The 16,782-nt window shown below is 59.0% G+C and carries 16 protein-coding genes and 2 pseudogenes; 12 read left to right on the forward strand and 6 right to left on the reverse strand.

All coding sequences use genetic code 11. The annotated features are described in order from the left end of the window. Together AVCG78_RS24935 and AVCG78_RS24940 are read right to left on the reverse strand one after the other, a co-directional pair. The gene (locus AVCG78_RS24935) at window positions 1-963 is read right to left on the reverse strand and encodes a VOC family protein (protein WP_071584697.1); all 963 of its coding nucleotides are present in this window, start codon (window positions 961-963) and stop codon (window positions 1-3) included. Window positions 964-984: 21 nt separating this feature from the next. Beyond that, the gene (locus AVCG78_RS24940; RefSeq protein ID WP_071584698.1) at window positions 985-1,719 is read right to left on the reverse strand and encodes a PIG-L deacetylase family protein; all 735 of its coding nucleotides are present in this window, start codon (window positions 1,717-1,719) and stop codon (window positions 985-987) included. Window positions 1,720-1,992: 273 nt separating this feature from the next. On the opposite strand from AVCG78_RS24940, the gene AVCG78_RS24945 reads away from it, so the two are divergent. The 7 genes from AVCG78_RS24945 (at window position 1,993) to AVCG78_RS24975 (ending at window position 8,775) form a co-directional block, all read left to right on the forward strand. Then, window positions 1,993-2,847 (forward strand): branched-chain amino acid ABC transporter permease, encoded by an 855-nt coding sequence (locus AVCG78_RS24945; RefSeq protein ID WP_087730408.1) that lies wholly within the window; start codon window positions 1,993-1,995, stop codon window positions 2,845-2,847. Next, window positions 2,847-3,905, forward strand: a complete 1,059-nt coding sequence (locus tag AVCG78_RS24950; RefSeq protein ID WP_071584700.1) for a branched-chain amino acid ABC transporter permease — start codon at window positions 2,847-2,849, stop codon at window positions 3,903-3,905. The genes AVCG78_RS24945 and AVCG78_RS24950 overlap by 1 nt, the downstream gene beginning before the upstream one ends. Further along, a complete protein-coding gene (locus tag AVCG78_RS24955) occupies window positions 3,902-4,657 on the forward strand; it encodes an ABC transporter ATP-binding protein (protein WP_071584701.1) in 756 nt (251 codons plus the stop codon). Before AVCG78_RS24950 ends, AVCG78_RS24955 begins: the two co-directional genes overlap by 4 nt. Next, window positions 4,650-5,360 (forward strand): ABC transporter ATP-binding protein, encoded by a 711-nt coding sequence (locus tag AVCG78_RS24960; protein ID WP_071584702.1) that lies wholly within the window; start codon window positions 4,650-4,652, stop codon window positions 5,358-5,360. Before AVCG78_RS24955 ends, AVCG78_RS24960 begins: the two co-directional genes overlap by 8 nt. 64 nt (window positions 5,361-5,424) lie before the next feature. Next, window positions 5,425-6,594 carry an ABC transporter substrate-binding protein gene (locus tag AVCG78_RS24965; protein ID WP_071584703.1) on the forward strand — a complete coding sequence of 390 codons (1,170 nt, stop codon included), beginning with the start codon at window positions 5,425-5,427 and terminating at the stop codon, window positions 6,592-6,594. Between the two features lie 97 nt (window positions 6,595-6,691). Continuing rightward, window positions 6,692-7,576 carry an NAD(P)-dependent oxidoreductase gene (locus tag AVCG78_RS24970; protein ID WP_071584704.1) on the forward strand — a complete coding sequence of 295 codons (885 nt, stop codon included), beginning with the start codon at window positions 6,692-6,694 and terminating at the stop codon, window positions 7,574-7,576. Beyond that, on the forward strand, window positions 7,573-8,775 hold the full coding sequence (locus AVCG78_RS24975; RefSeq protein WP_071584705.1) for a LysR family transcriptional regulator: 1,203 nt from the start codon (window positions 7,573-7,575) through the stop codon (window positions 8,773-8,775). Before AVCG78_RS24970 ends, AVCG78_RS24975 begins: the two co-directional genes overlap by 4 nt. 21 nt (window positions 8,776-8,796) lie before the next feature. On the opposite strand, the pseudogene AVCG78_RS24980 reads toward AVCG78_RS24975, so the two are convergent. After that, window positions 8,797-8,994: pseudogene (locus AVCG78_RS24980) on the reverse strand (tripartite tricarboxylate transporter substrate binding protein); the annotation flags it as partial. 138 nt (window positions 8,995-9,132) lie between these two features. Here AVCG78_RS24980 and AVCG78_RS24985 point away from each other — a divergent pair. Beyond that, the gene (locus AVCG78_RS24985) at window positions 9,133-9,885 is read left to right on the forward strand and encodes an IS6 family transposase (protein ID WP_071204890.1); all 753 of its coding nucleotides are present in this window, start codon (window positions 9,133-9,135) and stop codon (window positions 9,883-9,885) included. A 211-nt stretch (window positions 9,886-10,096) separates the two neighbouring features. Here AVCG78_RS24985 and AVCG78_RS24990 read toward each other — a convergent pair. Both AVCG78_RS24990 and AVCG78_RS24995 read right to left on the reverse strand, forming a co-directional pair. After that, window positions 10,097-10,510: pseudogene (locus tag AVCG78_RS24990) on the reverse strand (transposase); the annotation flags it as partial. Continuing rightward, window positions 10,489-10,878: a transposase gene (locus AVCG78_RS24995; RefSeq protein WP_156583139.1), complete on the reverse strand. Its 390-nt coding sequence runs from the start codon at window positions 10,876-10,878 to the stop codon at window positions 10,489-10,491. The pseudogene AVCG78_RS24990 and the gene AVCG78_RS24995, both read right to left, overlap by 22 nt. Window positions 10,879-11,249: 371 nt before the next feature. Between AVCG78_RS24995 and AVCG78_RS25000 the strand changes: the two genes are divergently transcribed. Both AVCG78_RS25000 and AVCG78_RS25005 read left to right on the forward strand, forming a co-directional pair. Continuing rightward, window positions 11,250-12,935, forward strand: a complete 1,686-nt coding sequence (locus AVCG78_RS25000) for a Na/Pi cotransporter family protein (protein ID WP_012650491.1) — start codon at window positions 11,250-11,252, stop codon at window positions 12,933-12,935. Further along, on the forward strand, window positions 12,928-13,464 hold the full coding sequence (locus AVCG78_RS25005) for an NUDIX hydrolase (protein WP_012650492.1): 537 nt from the start codon (window positions 12,928-12,930) through the stop codon (window positions 13,462-13,464). Before AVCG78_RS25000 ends, AVCG78_RS25005 begins: the two co-directional genes overlap by 8 nt. 94 nt (window positions 13,465-13,558) lie before the next feature. Here AVCG78_RS25005 and AVCG78_RS25010 read toward each other — a convergent pair whose 3' ends face one another. After that, window positions 13,559-14,275, reverse strand: coding sequence for an IS6 family transposase (locus AVCG78_RS25010; RefSeq protein WP_041699307.1), 717 nt, complete (start codon window positions 14,273-14,275; stop codon window positions 13,559-13,561). A 99-nt stretch (window positions 14,276-14,374) separates the two neighbouring features. Here AVCG78_RS25010 and AVCG78_RS27400 point away from each other — a divergent pair, with 99 nt between their 5' ends. Next, the gene (locus tag AVCG78_RS27400; RefSeq protein ID WP_409065507.1) at window positions 14,375-14,503 is read left to right on the forward strand and encodes a hypothetical protein; all 129 of its coding nucleotides are present in this window, start codon (window positions 14,375-14,377) and stop codon (window positions 14,501-14,503) included. Window positions 14,504-14,850: 347 nt separating this feature from the next. Beyond that, on the forward strand, window positions 14,851-16,782 hold the full coding sequence (locus AVCG78_RS25015) for a methyl-accepting chemotaxis protein (protein ID WP_071204596.1): 1,932 nt from the start codon (window positions 14,851-14,853) through the stop codon (window positions 16,780-16,782).

Genomic DNA, 16,782 nt, shown 5'->3' on the forward strand with positions numbered 1-16,782 from the left:
TCAGGCTCCTTTTTTGTCTGCCGGCGGCGTGCCGTGCGTGTGGAATGTGTCGATGGTCTTCAGGCCCCAGGCCTGCCCCTTCTTGCGCTCCGCCTCCGTCCAGACGACGGGCTCCCAATCCGGCGCGAGGATCAGCCTGGCACCGGAATTGGCAAGCTCGACGCGATTGCCGGCAGGCTCCCAGACGTAGAGGAAGAAGGTACCCTGGATGGCATGCTTGTGCGGCCCTGTTTCGATATGGACGCCGTTTTCCAAAAAGATGTCGGCGGCCCGCAGGATGTCTTCGCGGGTATCGGTCGCATAGGTGACGTGGTGCAGCCGGCCATTGCCGCGCCCGTGTTCCTCCGTGCAGGCAAGGTCATAGGTCTTGTTGTTGACGGTGAACCAGCAGCCACCGACACGACCGTTGTCGAGCTGGATCATTTCCGTCACGCGCGAGCCGAGGCAGGTTTGCATGAAACGGCGGAACTCGGACACGTCGGCGGCCAGGAGATTGAGGTGATCGAGCCGGCGCGGATGGCAGCCGCGACCATGAAAGCGCTGCGCCAGATTTTTCAGCCTCGGCCGCTCTTCAGTCGGCGGATTGTAGCGCACGGTATCGAAATAGATCTCGAAGACATGCCCGAAAGGATCTTCGAAGCGGAAAGCCCGGCCATGGCCGAGATCGCCCTCGACCCAGCCGATCACCTTGTAGCCGCTCGCTTCGATCACGTTGACGCGCCGGGCAAGCGCCTCGGGAGACGACGCCCGGTAGGCGATATGACCGACGCCGGTCGTCGTGTGCCGGGTGAGCTTCAGCGAATGGAACTCGTAATCGTCCCAGGCCCGCAGATAGGCCGAGTTCTCGTCCCTTTCGGTGAGGGTCAGGCCATAGACGTTGATGAAGAAATCGAGACTGTCTTCGAACCTGTCCGAATACATCTCGACATGCGCCAGATGCGCGATGTCAAAGCACGATTCCATTTTCCTCCTCCTGTCGGTTTCTCAGAGTTCGTCGACCGTTTTCGGGAATACGGACTGGAAACCTTCGGCATATTTGGCTGCGCGGCCGCCCGACTGCCCGCCGGAATTACGCTGGAAATGATTGGCGCGGTTCTGGGCGACGCGGGTGTAGAATTCCCACAGATGCTCTTGCCCCTCCATGCATTCGATCGCCGCGCGCTTCTTCTCCCAGACTGAAGTGATATCGAGGAAGACGTCGGGCTTCCATCCCATCTGTTCCGTCTGATGCGGCTCGAACAGATAAAGCTGTGGTGCGCCAAGCACTTTTTCACCCGGCTTGTGGCCCCAAGCCTGGGCGATCATGCGCGTTTCGAGCGCCACCTGCGTAGCATACATATGATCGGTATTATAGGGGTCGTATTGCGAGTGGCTGAGCATGAAGGACGGCTGTACGTCGCGGATGACATCGACCAGCCGATATTTGTCCTCGTCTGTCAGCCGCAACGGATAATCTCCGAGATCGAAGCTTATGAGATCGTGGACCCCGAGCGCCTTGGCAGCCCTTTCGGCCTCCAAGCGGCGCGCATCCTTGACCCGCTCAAGCGTCATGTCCGGCTGCTTCCACAGCTTTGCCGATTCGCCGCGTTCGCCGAACGACAGGCATACGACCGTGACATTGTATCCCCGCTCGGCATGCGATGCGATCGCGCCCCCACAGCGCCACACAAAATCTGCCGCATGCGCACTGATGACAAGTGCCGTCTTTTTCTCTGACATGGGATAGTCTCCTTCCTGATGGCAACGACTTTCACGCCCCGGAAGTAGATTTGCCAATTTGGAAATTCGGCGCTTCCAATAATTTTTAGCTATACCGGGCGCCGTCGCACCTCGATTGTGTATAGCTTTTTCTTATGGAGCCGCGATGAGTTTGAAATAGGAATTCGGCGCTCTTCCCGTCAGCCTTAAGCCTCGAACTGGCCCGGCCCTGCTGGCCGCGCCATGGAGAGAGTTCGATCCGCCTTCATGCAGGCGGCAATGCCGGGAGGAAAAATGCTGACCCTTCTATTCGATGGGCTTGCCTATGGGATGCTGCTGTTCGTGCTGTCGTGCGGACTGGCTGTCACCCTTGGCCTGATGAACTTCATCAATCTCGCCCATGGTGCCTTTGCAATGGCGGGTGGTTATGTCACCGTCATCCTGACCAATCGTCTGGGCGTTCCCTTTCTTCTGTCGCTGCCTGCCGCCTTCATCGTCACGGCACTGGCCGGCGGCATTCTGGAAAAAACGCTCTACTGCCGCCTTTACGACAAGAGCCATCTCGACCAGGTGCTGTTTTCGATCGGTATCGTCTTCGTCGCCGTCGCCGGCATCGATTACGTCATGGGTTCGCAGCAACAGATCCTCAATCTCCCGGATTTTCTGCGCGGCCGGATCAGCATTCTCGGCATGGGGATCGGTATTTATCGCGCCTTTCTGATTGTCACCTGCGGTATTCTTGCAGCCGTGCTGCAGATCATCCTGGCGCGTACGCGTTTCGGCAGCCGCCTGCGCGCCTCGGTGGATGACAGGCGCGTCGCCCGCGGCGTCGGCATAAGGGTCAACACGATCTTTGCCGTAACCTTTGCCGTCGGCTCGGGCCTGGCCGGGCTCGGCGGTGCGCTTGGCGCCGAGATCCTCGGTCTCGATCCGACCTTTCCGCTGAAGTTCATGGTCTATTTCCTGATCGTCGTGTCGGTCGGGGGAACGTCGAGCATGACCGGCCCGCTGGTCGCCTCGATCCTGCTCGGCGTCGCCGATGTTCTCGGCAAATATTACGTGCCGTCGCTCGGCGGCTTCATCATCTATATCGTCCTCGTCGCGGTGCTGGTTTTGCGCCCGCAGGGCCTGTTTTCGAGGGCGGGCTGATGTCGCGCGACAACACGCAAACTCCCCTCACCCCGGCAAATATCCAGGCCAACATGCGCCGGAACAGCCGCTGGTCGCTGCTTGAGATCGGCTTCTGGATCGCCGCCGTCGCGGCCTGGTTCCTGGCACCGGCGGAACATCTCATCCTGACGGAAGTCGTCGGTTTTGCGGTTCTGGCGCTGTCGATCGACCTCGTGCTGGGTTATGCCGGCATCGTCACGCTCGGTCAGGCCGCCATGTATGGCGTCGGCGCCTATGCCAGCGGGCTATTTTCGATCTATGTCAGCGGCGAACCTCTGACCGGGCTCCTTGTCGCAGCACTGGCGGGTGCCGCGGTGGCACTGCCGACGAGTTTTCTCCTGTTGCGCGGCGCTGACCTGACACGCCTGATGGTAACGCTCGGCGTCGCCGCCGTTCTTCACGAGCTCGCCAACCAGACAAGCTGGCTGACCGGTGGCGCCGACGGTCTGCAGGGTATCACCATCGAGCCGCTGTTCGGCCGCTACGAGTTCGATTTCTACGGACATACCGGTTATGCCTACAGCCTTGCCGTGCTGTTCGTGCTCTTCGTCATTGCGCGCGTCATCGTCGCCTCGCCTTTCGGTTATTCGTTGAAGGCGATCCGCGACAATCCCCTGCGGGCCTCGGGAATCGGCATTCCGGTCAAGGCGCGTCTCGTTGCGATCTATACCCTGTCGGGCGCCTATGCCGGCATTGCTGGTGCGCTTTTCACCCAGACGCAGCAGTTCATCTCGCTCGATGTCCTGTCCTTCCAGAAATCCGCCGACGGACTGATGGTTCTCGTCATCGGCGGCACCGGATATCTTTATGGCGGCCTGATCGGCGCCCTCGTCTACAAGGTCATCCAGGATCTGCTGTCATCGCTGACACCGCAATACTGGCAGTTCTGGCTGGGCCTGCTGCTGATCGCCTTCGTCATCATCGGCCGGCACCGTCCGCGCCAGCTGGTCGAAGCCTTGCAGGCGCGCCTGCGGTCGATCCGCCTCCGGAAGGCTGCGCCGGCTCCATCCGTCAAAAGCGAAGGCAAGGCGTCATGACTGCTGTCGCGCTGGAAACCAGAAATCTCCACAAGCTGTTTGGCGCGCTGCAGGCGACGACCGATGTCAGCTTCCGTCTCGAAAAAGGCGCGCGCCATGCGCTGATCGGTCCGAACGGCGCCGGCAAGACGACCTTCATCAACCTGCTGACCGGTGTACTGCGCCCCTCCAGCGGCGACGTGTTCCTAGACGGCGTCAGTGTCACCGGGCTGAACCGGGAACGGCGTGTCCGGCGCGGTCTGGCACGCACCTTCCAGATCAACCAGCTCTTCGCCGGCATCACTGTCGTCGAAAGCCTCGCGCTTGTAATCAACGAACGCGACGGGCGGGGTTGGAACTGTTTGAAGCCCGTGTCGAAGGTCGCCGGCATCGAGGGCGAGATTGCCTCGCTGCTGCGGGATTTCGGCCTTGAAACCGTTTTCGACCAGCAATGCTCGAACCTGCCCTATGGCAAGCAGCGGCTGCTGGAAATCGCGCTTGCGGTTGCTTGCAAACCGAAGGTCCTGCTTCTCGACGAACCTGCGGCCGGCGTTCCCGAGGCCGACCGCAAGGAGGTAATGGCAAGGATTGCCGCCCTTCCCGCGGATGTCTCCATTCTCCTGATCGAACACGACATGGATCTCGTCTTCAACTTCGCTAACCGCATCTCGGTTCTCGTGGCCGGTGCACTGTTTGCCGAAGGATCCGTCGACGAAATCTCGAAAAGCCAGCGGGTGAAAGAGGTCTATCTCGGAGGCGCCGATCATGGCTGAACTGTTGCGGATCGAAACGCTTTCGGCGGGATATGGCAAGGCGACGGTGATCCACGGCGTCGACCTGACACTCGAGCGGGGCAAGGCGCTGGCGTTGCTCGGGCGCAACGGCACCGGCAAGACGACACTGCTCAACACGGTGGTCGGCCTGACCCGCCATCATGGCGGCCGTATCAGCCTCGACGGGACCGACCTGACCAGAATGGCGCCGGAGCGCCGCGTCGAGGCCGGGATCGGCTGGGTGCCCCAGGAGCGCGGCATATTCCGGTCTCTGACCGTCGAGGAAAACATCACCGCGGTCGCCCGGCCGGGCAAGTGGACGCTTGCGTCCATGTACGCGCTGTTTCCGCGCCTGCAGGAACGCCGCAGCAATTTCGGCAATCAGTTGTCCGGCGGAGAACAGCAGATGCTGTCGATCGCCCGGGCGCTGGTGCTGAACCCCAAGGTGCTGCTGCTCGACGAGCCGACCGAGGGCCTGGCGCCGATCATCGTCGAGGAATTGCTTGCCGCCATTCGCCGGATCGTCCGCGACGAGGGCATGGCGGCCATCATCGTCGAACAACATGCGCAGCAGATCCTGGCGATCACCGACGCGGCGATCATCCTCGACCGCGGCAGCGTCGCCCATGCCGGCGACAGCCTGGCACTCGCCGAGGACCGGCAGACCCTGTCGCGGTTCCTGGGGGTCGGCGCAGGAGAATGAGCGCGTCGGCCAGAGGGAATGACCGGCGCGTGAATGACGGAAAACAACAAGGAGGGAGAGAGCAATGCGAATGAACAGATTTATGACCGGTGCGATTGCAGCAATCGCACTCATGGCGGGTTCGGCACCCGCCCTTCGGGCCGAAGACGCGGTCAAGGTCGGCGTCGTCATCCCGCTGACTGGCGGGTTCCAGTCCAACGGACGTCAGATCAATGCCGCCCTGAAGGCTTTCGTGGTGACGCACGGCGAGAAGGCCGGCGGCAAGACGGTCGAATTCGTCGTCAAGGACGACGGCAGCGTTCCGGACAACGCGCTGCGCATCTCGCAGGAACTGGTGACCAACGACAAGGTTTCCATCCTGACCGGTTTCGGCAATACGCCGACGGCTCTTGCGGTCGCGCAGCTGTCGAAGCGCGCCAAGATCCCACAGGTGATCATGGTGGCCGCGACATCCTCGATCATGAAGGCTTCGCCCTATATGATCCGCACGTCTTGGACGATCCCGCAGGTCGCCAGCGTCATCGGCAAATGGGCGCCTGAAAACGGTTCCAAGAAGTTCGTCAGCATCGTCTCCGACTATGGTCCGGGCAAGGATGCCGAGGAATGGTTCGCCAAGGCCATCGAGGCGAATGGCGGCACGGTGACCTCCAAGCTGAAGGTACCGCTTGCTAATCCGGATTTCGCACCCTTTCTGCAGCGTGCGGCCGACGAAAAGCCCGAAGCGCTGTTCGTCTTCGTTCCGACCGGCGCAGGTGCTGCCTTCATGAAGCAGTTCGTCGAGCGCGGCCTCGACAAATCGGGCATCAAGGTCATCGCCATGGCCGACGTCACGGATGACGATATCCTTAACAGCATGGGTGACCCTGCCATCGGCGTCATCACCGGCGGACCCTACTCCACCAACCACGTTTCGCCCGAAAACAAGAGCTTCGTCGAAGCCTTCAAGAAAGCCAATGACGGCATGCGACCCAACATGGTGGCTGCCGCCGCCTGGGACGCGCTCGACCTCATCTACAAGACGCTCGACAAGACGAAGGGCGATGCAGGCGGAGATACGTTCGTCGATGCCGCAAAGGGCATGTCGCTCAACAGCCCGCGCGGTCCGATCTCGATCGACCCGGACACCCGCGACATCGTGCAGAACATCTATATGCGCATGGTCGAACGTGTCGGCGGCGACCTCTACAACACCGAGTTCAAGACCTATGAAAAGGTCAAGGATCCGGCGCAGTAAAACCAGGATCGCAATGACATCGAGAGGCGCGGCAGCCGCGCTTCTCCTTCCTTGAGTGTTGCGGCCGGGCGGTCATGGCCCTGGCCAAGGAGACGGCATGTTCAGCATTGCGACCTTGGGCTATGGCGAAGCGGCTCAGGCCTTCATATCCGGCTGGCGAAGCGAGATCGAGCCGCAACGATTGGGTACGATCAGCACGTTCGATCTGAAGATCGAGGACCCCGGCCAGCACAATACGCTTATCGATGCCTGCGCGGCACTCGGCGTCCTCTGTGCCGGCAGCCGCGCGGCGGCGTTCAAGGGAAAATCGGTGATCTTCAGCCTCGTCACCGCCGACCGCGCCCTGGAAGCAGCGGAGGCGACCCTACCGTTTCTCGACAAAAGCAGGCTTTATCTCGACTGCAATTCCTGTTCGCCGGCAACCAAGCAGGCCGCCGCTGCACGCATCGAGCAGGCAGGCGTCCGTTACGTCGATGTCGCGGTGATGTCACCGGTCCATCCGGCAAAGCACCGCACGCCACTGCTTCTTTCCGGCCCGTCTGCCCCCGCGGCCCATGCCGTACTGGCCGAACTCGGGATGAGGGCGAACATTGCAGGCGAAAGGATCGGCGAGGCATCGTCGATCAAGATGTTGCGATCGGTGATGATCAAGGGGCTGGAGGCATTGACTGCCGAGTGCATGCTGGCCGCCCGTCGCGCAGGCGTCGAAAAGCAGGTGCTGGCTTCGCTGCAGGCTTCCGATCCCGGCATAGACTGGACCGCGCGTTCCGCCTACAATCTCGAACGGATGCTCGTGCACGGCAAAAGGCGGGCAGCGGAGATGCGGGAGGTCGCGGCCACGTTGGAAGAATTGTCACTGCCAAATCGCATGGCGCTTGCCACCGTGGACTGGCAAAGCCAACTTGGCGAACTCGACGCCGAAATCACCGACGCCAGCCTGACCGGGCGGGCAGATGCAATATTGAAATCCCTCTCGACGTGACCCTGGTTCAGACCGCATCGAACGTTCAACATAATCTTCGACATCTGCGGGTTTTCCTCGCGGTTGCCGACACCAATTCGGTAACCCGGGCGGCGGCGCTTTGCTATCTGTCGCAACCTGCAGTCACCCAGGCACTTTCGAAGATCGAGCGCATTTTGAAGACGCCGCTGTTCGAGCGCACGGCGCAGGGACTTTTTCCCAATACCGAAGGCCGGGTTCTGGAGCGGCGTGTGCGGCGCGCCTTCGATTTTCTCGATCCAGCCCTCGCCGAGCTCAGTCCACGGCTGAAACTTATCGCAACCACATCCCAGCTTGAAGCGCTGATCGCGGTCAAGGAAGCCGGCAACTTTACGCTGGCGGCCCGTAGGCTCGGTCTGGCACAGCCCACCGTCCATCGCGCCGTAACACAATTGGAGGCAGAGGCGGCCAAGCCACTGTTCGAGCGGACATCTTACGGCATCATAGCGACGAAACAGGCTGTCAGCATTGCCGAGGCGGCAAGGCTCGCCTTTGCCGAACTTGTACAGGCGGAAGTCGATCTGGCGGAAACGCGGTCGGAAGAGGTTGGGAAGATCGTTGTTGGTGCTCTACCGCTGTCGCGTTCGTATTTACTGCCAAGAGCCATCGCCGAATTTCGCAATTGGCGCAGAAGGATCACAATTCAAATTGTCGACGGACCTTACGCCGAACTCCTGGCCGGCCTGCGTCGAGGTGAGATCGATTTCCTGATTGGCGCGCTTCGCGACCCACTTCCGATCGCCGACGTTAAGCAAACATTTCTCTTCAGCGACACAATTGTGATCGTTGCCGGGAAATCTCATCCGATACTGAAAGATATGCCCGTGCGAGCTGATAGGCTCGTGGAATACCCCTGGATCGTCGGACTGCAAGGTACGCCCATTCGTGCACAGTTCGATGGCATGTTCGAACGGTGGAACTGTCGTCCGGACAGCATCGTGGAATCGGCTTCGCTTATCCTAATGCGGGAACTGCTGCTGACAACCGATCACCTCGGATGCATCTCATACCGCCAAGCTCAAGCCGAACTGTCGCGCGGCCTCATTTCATCCATATCGCTCGATCTCGAGCAAACGGCCCGCCCGATAGGTCTCACCACTCGAGCCAACTGGGTGCCCACTGCGCCTCAACGCCAGTTTCTTGAGATTATAGACAAGTATTCCAAAGCCGATATGGAATAGGGGACCCAGGCAGACCCGTTCTTACTGCTTCGGCACTCCCGCACGATCGATCACCGACGACCACTTCGCGATATCATCTGCGAGCCGCTTCCCGATTTCCTGCGGTTCGCTCGATCGTGCCTCAACGCCTATGTCTGCAAAGCGCTTTTTTATGCCCTCGTCTGCAAGCACCTCCTTAAGTGCCCCATTGAGGACATCCAATGCCTCACGCGGCGTCCCCTTGGGCGCAAAAACAGCATTCCACGAAGTGACTTCGAAGCCCGTAACACCTGCTGGGCTTGTCGCAAATTTCCGCGTTTAACGGTATGTTGACCATCAGAAGAGAAATTGCCGCTCCGAAAGTTGTGGAGCGTACCAATGATTCTGAATGCCATTACCGAAAAACTAAAGCGCCAGTCGAAAGATGATTTCAAGGGGCGGCACTTCGAGGCATGGCTAATCGTGCAGGCGGTGACTTGGTACCTTCGCTATCCGCTCAGCTACCGAGATCTGGAAGAGATGTTTCGCGAGCGTGGATTCGAGGTCGATCACAGCACCATCAACCGTTGGGTTCTGGCTTATGCGCCGATGATCGAGAAGCGGCTGCGCCAGTTCCGCCGTCCACACTGTGGATCGGTTCGCGTCGATGAGACCTATGTTAAGATCCGCGGCAAATGGCGATACCTGTATCGCGCCATCGACAAATACGGAAACCCAGTAGATTTCCTGCTGACAGCGAAGCGAGATCTGGATGCCGCCAAGCGGTTCTTCCGCAAGATGCTCAAAGACGAGCCCTTGTTGTCGCCGACAAAGATCGGCACGGACGGCGCCAATACCTTCCCGTCAACGATCAAAACGTCGGTTGACGCCGGATTGCTGCATCCTGATCCTGTGCACTATGTCACCAAGCACCTCCAGCAAGGCATCGAAAGTGACCATTTCCGGGTAAAGAAGAACATGCCAAAGATCGGTGACTTCCAATCCTTCAACACGGCGCGGCGAACGATTGCCGGTTTCGAGGCGATGCTGTGGCTGAGGAAAGGCTTCGGCTTCTCCGGTGGCTGGACTGTCAACGACCAGAACGATCTGCTTGGGCGCCTCTTCGGGCTGCAAAAGGTTAACAAAGTCTGAAACCCCACGGCATAGGGGACAATCGCGCCCTGCAAAAATCTTTGCGACAAGCCCGGAGGACGCCATCGCTTTCCACGAAAGGGGAAATGGGTGTATGTTTGGCGAACGGAACGCAGTTCAGATACGAATTGTCTTATTGAGATCGAGCGTGAAATCTGGCGTCGACATGGAACCTCAAGCAACCGCATCTCGTCATTCAGGCCGCCTTCAACTAGGCAGTGTGGACGGATTTGATCAAGATGAAGCCTGCGGCGATTGCGACGATGGAGGAGAAATTTTGTTTGGTCTTCTCGCATCGTAGCGCAACGCGCTTGAAGCGCTTGAGTTTTCCGATTGCTTGCTCGATGCGGGCGCGACCTTTGTAGAGCGCTTTGGGAAAGAACGTCGGCTTTGATTTTGCCGTTGAACGATAAGGAATGACGGGAACCGCACCCCGCCTTCTTGCGGCCTGGCGGTTAGCCTTGCTGTCATAGCCCTTGTCGCCCATGGCGGCGCGGGGATCTACATCGGGGCCAAGGCCAAGCAGGATTGGAAAGTGCGGAGCGTCACCTTTCTCGCCCCCGGTCAGATCAAAGGCGATGGGATGTCCGTCGAAATCGGTCTTCAGGTGGATTTTGGTCGAGAAGCCGCCTCGCGAGCGGCCAAGCGCTTGGCCATATTGCCCCCTTTTGCTCCTGCTACCGAAACATGCGCGCGCACCACGGTGCTGTCGAACATCTGAACCAGATCGGCCGACGTGCTCAGGCTGGCAAGGTGCTCGAAGAAAATCTCAAAAACACCCGCCTTGCTCAATCGGGAAAAGCGCTTCCAGACACTGTTCCAATGTCCATAGCGCTCCGGCAGACCGCGCCAGGTGATATTGTTGACGGAGAAATAGTGCAGGGCCTCCAAAAACAGCCGGTCATCTCGACCCTTGTCGCCCCGCCGCGGAAGCGAGGCGCGGAAAACCTCAAGTGCGACCGCCCAGTCCGCTTCTGTCATCTTCGTCAGCATCGCCGATCTCCTCTGAAACCGGCAACCCATGAATCATTCAAATACTGATTTGGGAATCGCAGAAATTAAACTTGCGGCAATCCGTCCACACCGCCTAGTGGAACTATCATCTTCACGGATCCCAGATTGGGGGCTTAGATTACGTTGATTGTTGCGTTCTCATTGCGTTATTCCATGTTATCAAACGCATTTGTCCGTCCTCAAAATTGCCCGTTATCCATCTGCTTGTAAACATGCATATTGGATATGACACTTTTGTGACAATGTGACTTGCAATGTTGCTAATAGTGGGAAACCATAGTCGGCTAATCAGATAGAGTGATTTGCAGCTGTCTGCTGATCGAGTTTCCTCCTGCAATCTGAGGACTAACATGGCACTTATTGGCGGGCTCATCGCCCTCGCCGGACATATTGCCCTTCTCCTGTGGGGTACGCGGATGGTCCAAACAGGGATACAGCGCGCGTTCGGGCCAAATTTGAAGTCAGTCCTTGGTCACGCACTGAGTAATCGAGTAAAGGCGTTTCTTGCTGGCGTAGGTGTGACCGCGGTTCTACAAAGCAGCACAGCCACGGGCCTTATGGCTTCAGGGTTTGCGGCCGGTGGTCTTGTCGATCTGGTCCCAGGCCTGGCCATAATGCTTGGAGCGAATGTCGGGACGACGTTGATCGTGCAAGTTTTGTCTTTCGATGTTGCTGCAGTTTCGCCTGCTCTAATCCTGGTCGGCGTCTTGATGTTTCGCAGGGTAGCAAACCCGCAGGTTCATGATCTTGGCCGGGTCTTCATTGGTCTCGGGTTCATGCTACTGGCGCTCCACCAACTCCTCGTTCTGATGACTGGGTATGAAGGCTCGAGAATCCTTGTCAGCATCCTGGAAAACATTTCCTCCACGCCAGTCCTCTGTGTCCTCTTGGCGGCGATTGTAACCTGGGCAGCGCATTCAAGCGTCGCGGTCGTGCTTCTCATCGTATCGCTGGCGAGCAGGGGACTGATCGACCCGTACCAGGCATTTGCCCTTGTGCTCGGAGCAAATCTGGGAACGGCAATCAATCTAGTCATCGAAGGTCATTCAGGCCCGGATCTTTCGGTAAAGCGCCTTCCGATCAGTAACCTGATCACACGAATTTTCGGGGTCATCGCAGCCTTAATGCTCCTACAACCCATTACTGATCTCTCGGACCGGCTTTCACACGACACCGCCAGAGCAGTCGCTGACTTTCACACAGCCTTCAATTTGGTGCTGGCATTCGTCTTCATGCCATTTCTACGCCCTTATGCTGATCTGATCACTCGGCTATTGCCGCGCGGACTGAACCAAGCGGATCCGGCTCAACCAAAATATCTCGATCCAGCCGCTAAAGAGACGCCTGTAGTGGCCTTAGGTGCCGGTGCACGGGAAGCGCTTCGCCTCGTGGATGTTTTGACGGAAATGTTGAAGGGCGCGAAGGCGGCCATGTCCAGCACGGATAGGAAGTCGTTGGCCGGGTTGCGTGCGATGAACAATGTTATCGAACGCCTTAACCTCGCACTTAAGGCCTATCTGACATCCATTGATCCCGAAGAGCTTGGTGAAGCCGATACGCGGCGGTTAAACGAAATCCTCCTGTTTTCCATGAATATGGAGCATGCGGGTGATGTTTTTAATGAAAACCTATTGCCTCATCTCGCCAAACGCATCCGCCGGGGATTGAACTTCTCAAAAGAAGGCCAGCGCGAGCTCAACCACCTCTTTGACCGACTCCTAACCAATCTTCAGACGGCTGCCGGCCTTTTCATGACGCAGGACGAGCGCGCAGCAAGGCTTCTAGCAAACGAGAAAGTGATCTTTCGTAGGGCCGAGCGAGAAGGGACCGACGCTCACTTTGAGCGACTGCGTAGCGGCGGCATCGATACGGCCGAGACAAGCTCGCTTCATCTTGACCTGTTAAGAGACTTCAAGCAGATCAATTCGCATTTGGTTGCTGCCGCCGCTTATCCCGTCCTGGAAGGGAAGGGGCAGCTTCTACAAAGTCGGACGGCGGGGCCGGATGGAAAGACACGTTGGGATGCCAATGTCTAAAAAGAGGCCGAAAACATATCTCGGGAAGTTGGCTGAGGAAGCCGAAAAGCTGTTCTCTGGACGAGCAATCGAGCAGTACGCCGCGATTTGCTATCGGCGTCATCCGGTGTCCGCAGAAGTCGAAGTACTGTTGATTTCTGCGCGAGACAGCGGTCGTTGGATCATTCCAAAAGGTTGGCCGATTGAGCAGAAGCTTCCCCATCAGGTCGCGGAGCGGGAAGCTTGGGAAGAGGCCGGCATAAAGGGCAAGGCTAAAAAGCGAGCCTTTGGTTATTACACCTATCTCAAAACATTGGAGGGCGGTGACAAGGTGCCGTCCGTCGTCCAAGTCCATCTGCTTAAGGTTGGTTCGATCGCGAACAACTTTCCGGAGCAAGGTCAGAGAGTTGCTGTCTGGCTTTCGCCTCACGACGCTGCCTTAAGGATCAGGGAGCCTGAGCTACGAAGTATGCTGGGATGCGTGGCTGCCAAATTGAATAAGCCAGGGAAGGTCAGGGAGGCTTCGCTTATTGGTGCTTTGGTTGAATGAAGCCGGTTGGCGCTGCCATTACGAGGTACGCATGCCGTCGGTGGGCACTGTAAACTTATGGACCTCGGGTCAAGTTAGGGCACGAGGTCTGCAATCAGGCTACCTGAAGATGAGCGATCTCGCTCCACATCTGCGTCGCGGCTACTCGCAGCTCGCGATAATGGAGAGATGAAGTGTCGTGGCGGGGAATTTGGAAGAGGTTGGCGATCGGGTCGTGGATGGAAACGAAACGCTGAAGGTGTCGTGCCGACTTGAAGCGCTTCATGATCCGCTCTCGCCTTCGGATCGGCTGATGAGAGTTTTCTGCCCGATTGTTCAGTCCCTTATGTGAACGATGCTCGACGGCGGGCATGATCTCCCGCTTCGCCGCACCGTAGGACCGGAGCTTGTCGGTGATCATCACGCGAGGCGAACGGCCTTGTCCTTTCAGGAGTTTTCGCATCAAACGCTTTGCAGCCTTGGCATTGCGGCGGCTCTGGACAAGGACGTCAAGGACGAAACCATCCTGATCGACGGCGCGCCAGAGCCAATGTTTCTTGCCGCCAATGGAGATGACGACTTCATCGAGATACCATTTGTCGCCAAGCTTTCCGGCCGATCGCCGCCGGATTTCATTGGCAAAGCGCCGCCCGAATTTCTCGGCCCAAAGGCGGACTGTCTGGTGCGAGACAGTTATCCCGCGCGCCGCCAGTAAGTCTTCGATCATGCGCAAGCTGAGCGGGAAGCGAAGATAAAGCCAGACGGCATGAGCAATCACTTCAGCTGGGAACCGGTGGCGGCGATAAAGGGGATCACGAACGGTTTGGGTCATGCCGCAAAATCGCACAGGGCAATCGCCGAGGGGTTAACGTTACGATGCCCCGGCAGCATTACGTATATGCCATGGCTTACGACTCTCGCCGCGGCAGGCATGGTACTCTTGCAATTGTCGGCTGTGGCCTTGCATCTTTCTCGCGGGGAAACGAGAGTGCTTTGGCTCAATGCAATTTTGGTCTTCGTCGCCGGAGCAGTTGTCTGGGTCGGCGGTTTCACGGCGTAGCATTTAATGCCATCATGTGGATCGAAACGGACCGACCAGTCGTCCGCCGTGAACGCCCACGTGACAGCTTTTCAGTTCCATGAACGAGATGACATCGGACAACGGGTCCATTTTAGACGATCCCCAAGGATTATTGGACGGCATAGCATAGATCGTCTCCGCGGCGCGGCGCTCTAAATGCCACCTGGCGTCGTTCTCGTCCCGTTCCTATAATCGTTGGCGATCTCGGATATCCTGTGCATGACGAAAGGTTTGCGTTATGCCGTCGTTTGCGCCATAGACTGTATGATCAAGGGCAATTCCTTGCGTTGCAGGCTCAGCTCATAAGTTCACGAGATTGGAAACGCATGGCACTGGTGAAAACCTCGCAGTTAGGCGCAAAGACAAATCCTCCGAAGGCCGGCCAGACGGGAGCTGTGGCGGAGCCAAACACAAGATCCGTCAGCCGACGATCGCAGGATCGTTCGCGCGTGCGGCAACAGCAGGCGGCCGAGCGAATCGGGGCTGCGACGGAACAACTTGCGACGGGCGTGTCGGAAGCCGCGGCAGCCGCAGAAGAGTTGCGCCGGGCGCTTGAGCAGATCGCCAGCGGGGCCGAAGAAGCAGCAGGAGCAGCGCATGAGTCTTTGTCCGCTACCACCCACCTTTCGGCGCGGTTCTCCGAGGCTAGGACGGAAGCGGAAGCCGCGCGCAGGCGCACCGAGGAACTTCAGACCTCTGTCTTCGAATCCGCGGCGCAGATCGATACGTCGATCTCCGCAATCGATGCGAATGCTTCACGCCAGATCGCTTCCGTTGCCGTCATCGACAGGCTGCAATCCCAGGCGGAAAGCATCGGCGCTACGACCGTCGCGGTTGCCGATATCTCGGACCGCACCAATCTGCTCGCGCTCAATGCGGCGATCGAGGCGGCGCGGGCCGGTGACGAAGGCCGTGGATTTGCGGTCGTCGCCGACGAGGTCCGGTCGCTGGCGGAAATTGCCGAGCGAAGCTCCCGCGATGTCAGCCAGCATGCCGAGACGGTCGTCGATGGCGTTCGCCGGATTGCCGATCGCATCCGGTCCGCTGCCACCAAGGCGCAGGAGCAGACGGCTTCGGGCCGGACGGTGTCCGAGGAACTACATGCCATCCGCTCGGGCCTCACCGCCCTGTCGCAGAACAGCCAGGTGATCCTGATCGCTGCGGTCGAAGCGGAAGTCGCTACGCGCGAGGCCCAGAAGGGTGCCGAAGCTGTTGCGGCAGCGGCCGAAGAGCAATCCGCGGCTGCGACCGAGGCGCAACGCGCGGTCCAGCAACAGAGCGCGGCGTTAGAGGAAAGCCAGCAGACGGCGCAATCTCTGGCCACACTTGCCGATGAGCTGATGAACGAAAGCGGCCGGGCCTCGCGGACGGAAGAGCTGAGTTCTGCAGCAGAAGAGCTGTCCGCCACCGTTCAGGAGCTTTCCGGTGCGGCTGGTGAAATTCTCATTGCGATCGAGCAGATCAGCCGCGGGGCGGAAGCGCAGGCAGCTGCCACGCAGCAGGCCAATGCGGCCATGACTCAGATCGAAAAGAGCGCTTCCCAGACCCAGGAGAGTGCCGAGCAGTCAAGCCAGCGCGCCGAGGAGATCAAGAAGTTCCTGGGCAGAAACAAGGCCGGCCTGGATGCGATTGCGGCAGGTGTTTCCGATGCTCTCGGCGAAACGCGGAACGCTTTGACGGATCTGAATTCGCTCGGCGAGATCGGTTTCCAGATCGAGCGCACGGTGGACCGGATCGTTCTCGTCGCAGTGCAGACCAGCATGCTGGCGGTCAGCGGTTCGGTCGAGGCGGCGAGGGCCGGCGAGGCGGGCCGTGGTTTTGCGATCGTTTCGACCGATATCCGCAAGCTCGCCCAGTATGCCGCCGAGAATATCGATGGCGTCAAGGACATCGTGCGGCAGATCCAGGTACAGATCGCAGCCGTGCAGCGGGAACTGGAAATGATCGTCGTGGCCTCCGAGGCCGAGATCGCCAAAAACAAGCAGATCGTCGATCGGCTGATCGCGGCGGAAGCCGATGTGGACCTGATGGTGCGCGGCAACGCATCGATCCTCAATGCGACGCAGGCGATCCTCGTCGCCGCCAAGCAGGTTCAGGCCGGAACGCAGCAGATTGCATCTGTGGCGCAGGAGGCGAGCGCCGCCTCCGAGCAGGCCGCGACCGCGGCAAGGCAGCAGTCCCGCGGGGCGGAGGACCTAGCGGCGGCGGTCGAGGAAATCGCATCGCTGGCGGACGAACTCCAGATGTCCGGAAACTGA

Origin of the sequence: Gillisella vitis (assembly GCF_021559775.1) — a bacterium.
Taxonomy (GTDB): Bacteria; Pseudomonadota; Alphaproteobacteria; order Rhizobiales; family Rhizobiaceae; genus Allorhizobium; species Allorhizobium ampelinum.

Excerpts from the sequence above, each read along its gene's own strand:
- AVCG78_RS24935 (WP_071584697.1), bottom strand. The coding sequence starts at position 963 with ATGGAATCGTGCTTTGACATCGCGCATCTGGCGCATGTCGAGATGTAT.
- AVCG78_RS24940 (WP_071584698.1), bottom strand. The coding sequence starts at position 1,719 with ATGTCAGAGAAAAAGACGGCACTTGTCATCAGTGCGCATGCGGCAGAT.
- AVCG78_RS24945 (WP_087730408.1), top strand. The coding sequence starts at position 1,993 with ATGCTGACCCTTCTATTCGATGGGCTTGCCTATGGGATGCTGCTGTTC.
- AVCG78_RS24950 (WP_071584700.1), top strand. The coding sequence starts at position 2,847 with ATGTCGCGCGACAACACGCAAACTCCCCTCACCCCGGCAAATATCCAG.
- AVCG78_RS24955 (WP_071584701.1), top strand. The coding sequence starts at position 3,902 with ATGACTGCTGTCGCGCTGGAAACCAGAAATCTCCACAAGCTGTTTGGC.
- AVCG78_RS24960 (WP_071584702.1), top strand. The coding sequence starts at position 4,650 with ATGGCTGAACTGTTGCGGATCGAAACGCTTTCGGCGGGATATGGCAAG.
- AVCG78_RS24965 (WP_071584703.1), top strand. The coding sequence starts at position 5,425 with ATGCGAATGAACAGATTTATGACCGGTGCGATTGCAGCAATCGCACTC.
- AVCG78_RS24970 (WP_071584704.1), top strand. The coding sequence starts at position 6,692 with ATGTTCAGCATTGCGACCTTGGGCTATGGCGAAGCGGCTCAGGCCTTC.
- AVCG78_RS24985 (WP_071204890.1), top strand. The coding sequence starts at position 9,133 with ATGATTCTGAATGCCATTACCGAAAAACTAAAGCGCCAGTCGAAAGAT.
- AVCG78_RS24995 (WP_156583139.1), bottom strand. The coding sequence starts at position 10,878 with ATGCTGACGAAGATGACAGAAGCGGACTGGGCGGTCGCACTTGAGGTT.
- AVCG78_RS25000 (WP_012650491.1), top strand. The coding sequence starts at position 11,250 with ATGGCACTTATTGGCGGGCTCATCGCCCTCGCCGGACATATTGCCCTT.
- AVCG78_RS25005 (WP_012650492.1), top strand. The coding sequence starts at position 12,928 with ATGTCTAAAAAGAGGCCGAAAACATATCTCGGGAAGTTGGCTGAGGAA.
- AVCG78_RS25010 (WP_041699307.1), bottom strand. The coding sequence starts at position 14,275 with ATGACCCAAACCGTTCGTGATCCCCTTTATCGCCGCCACCGGTTCCCA.
- AVCG78_RS27400 (WP_409065507.1), top strand. The coding sequence starts at position 14,375 with ATGGTACTCTTGCAATTGTCGGCTGTGGCCTTGCATCTTTCTCGCGGG.
- AVCG78_RS25015 (WP_071204596.1), top strand. The coding sequence starts at position 14,851 with ATGGCACTGGTGAAAACCTCGCAGTTAGGCGCAAAGACAAATCCTCCG.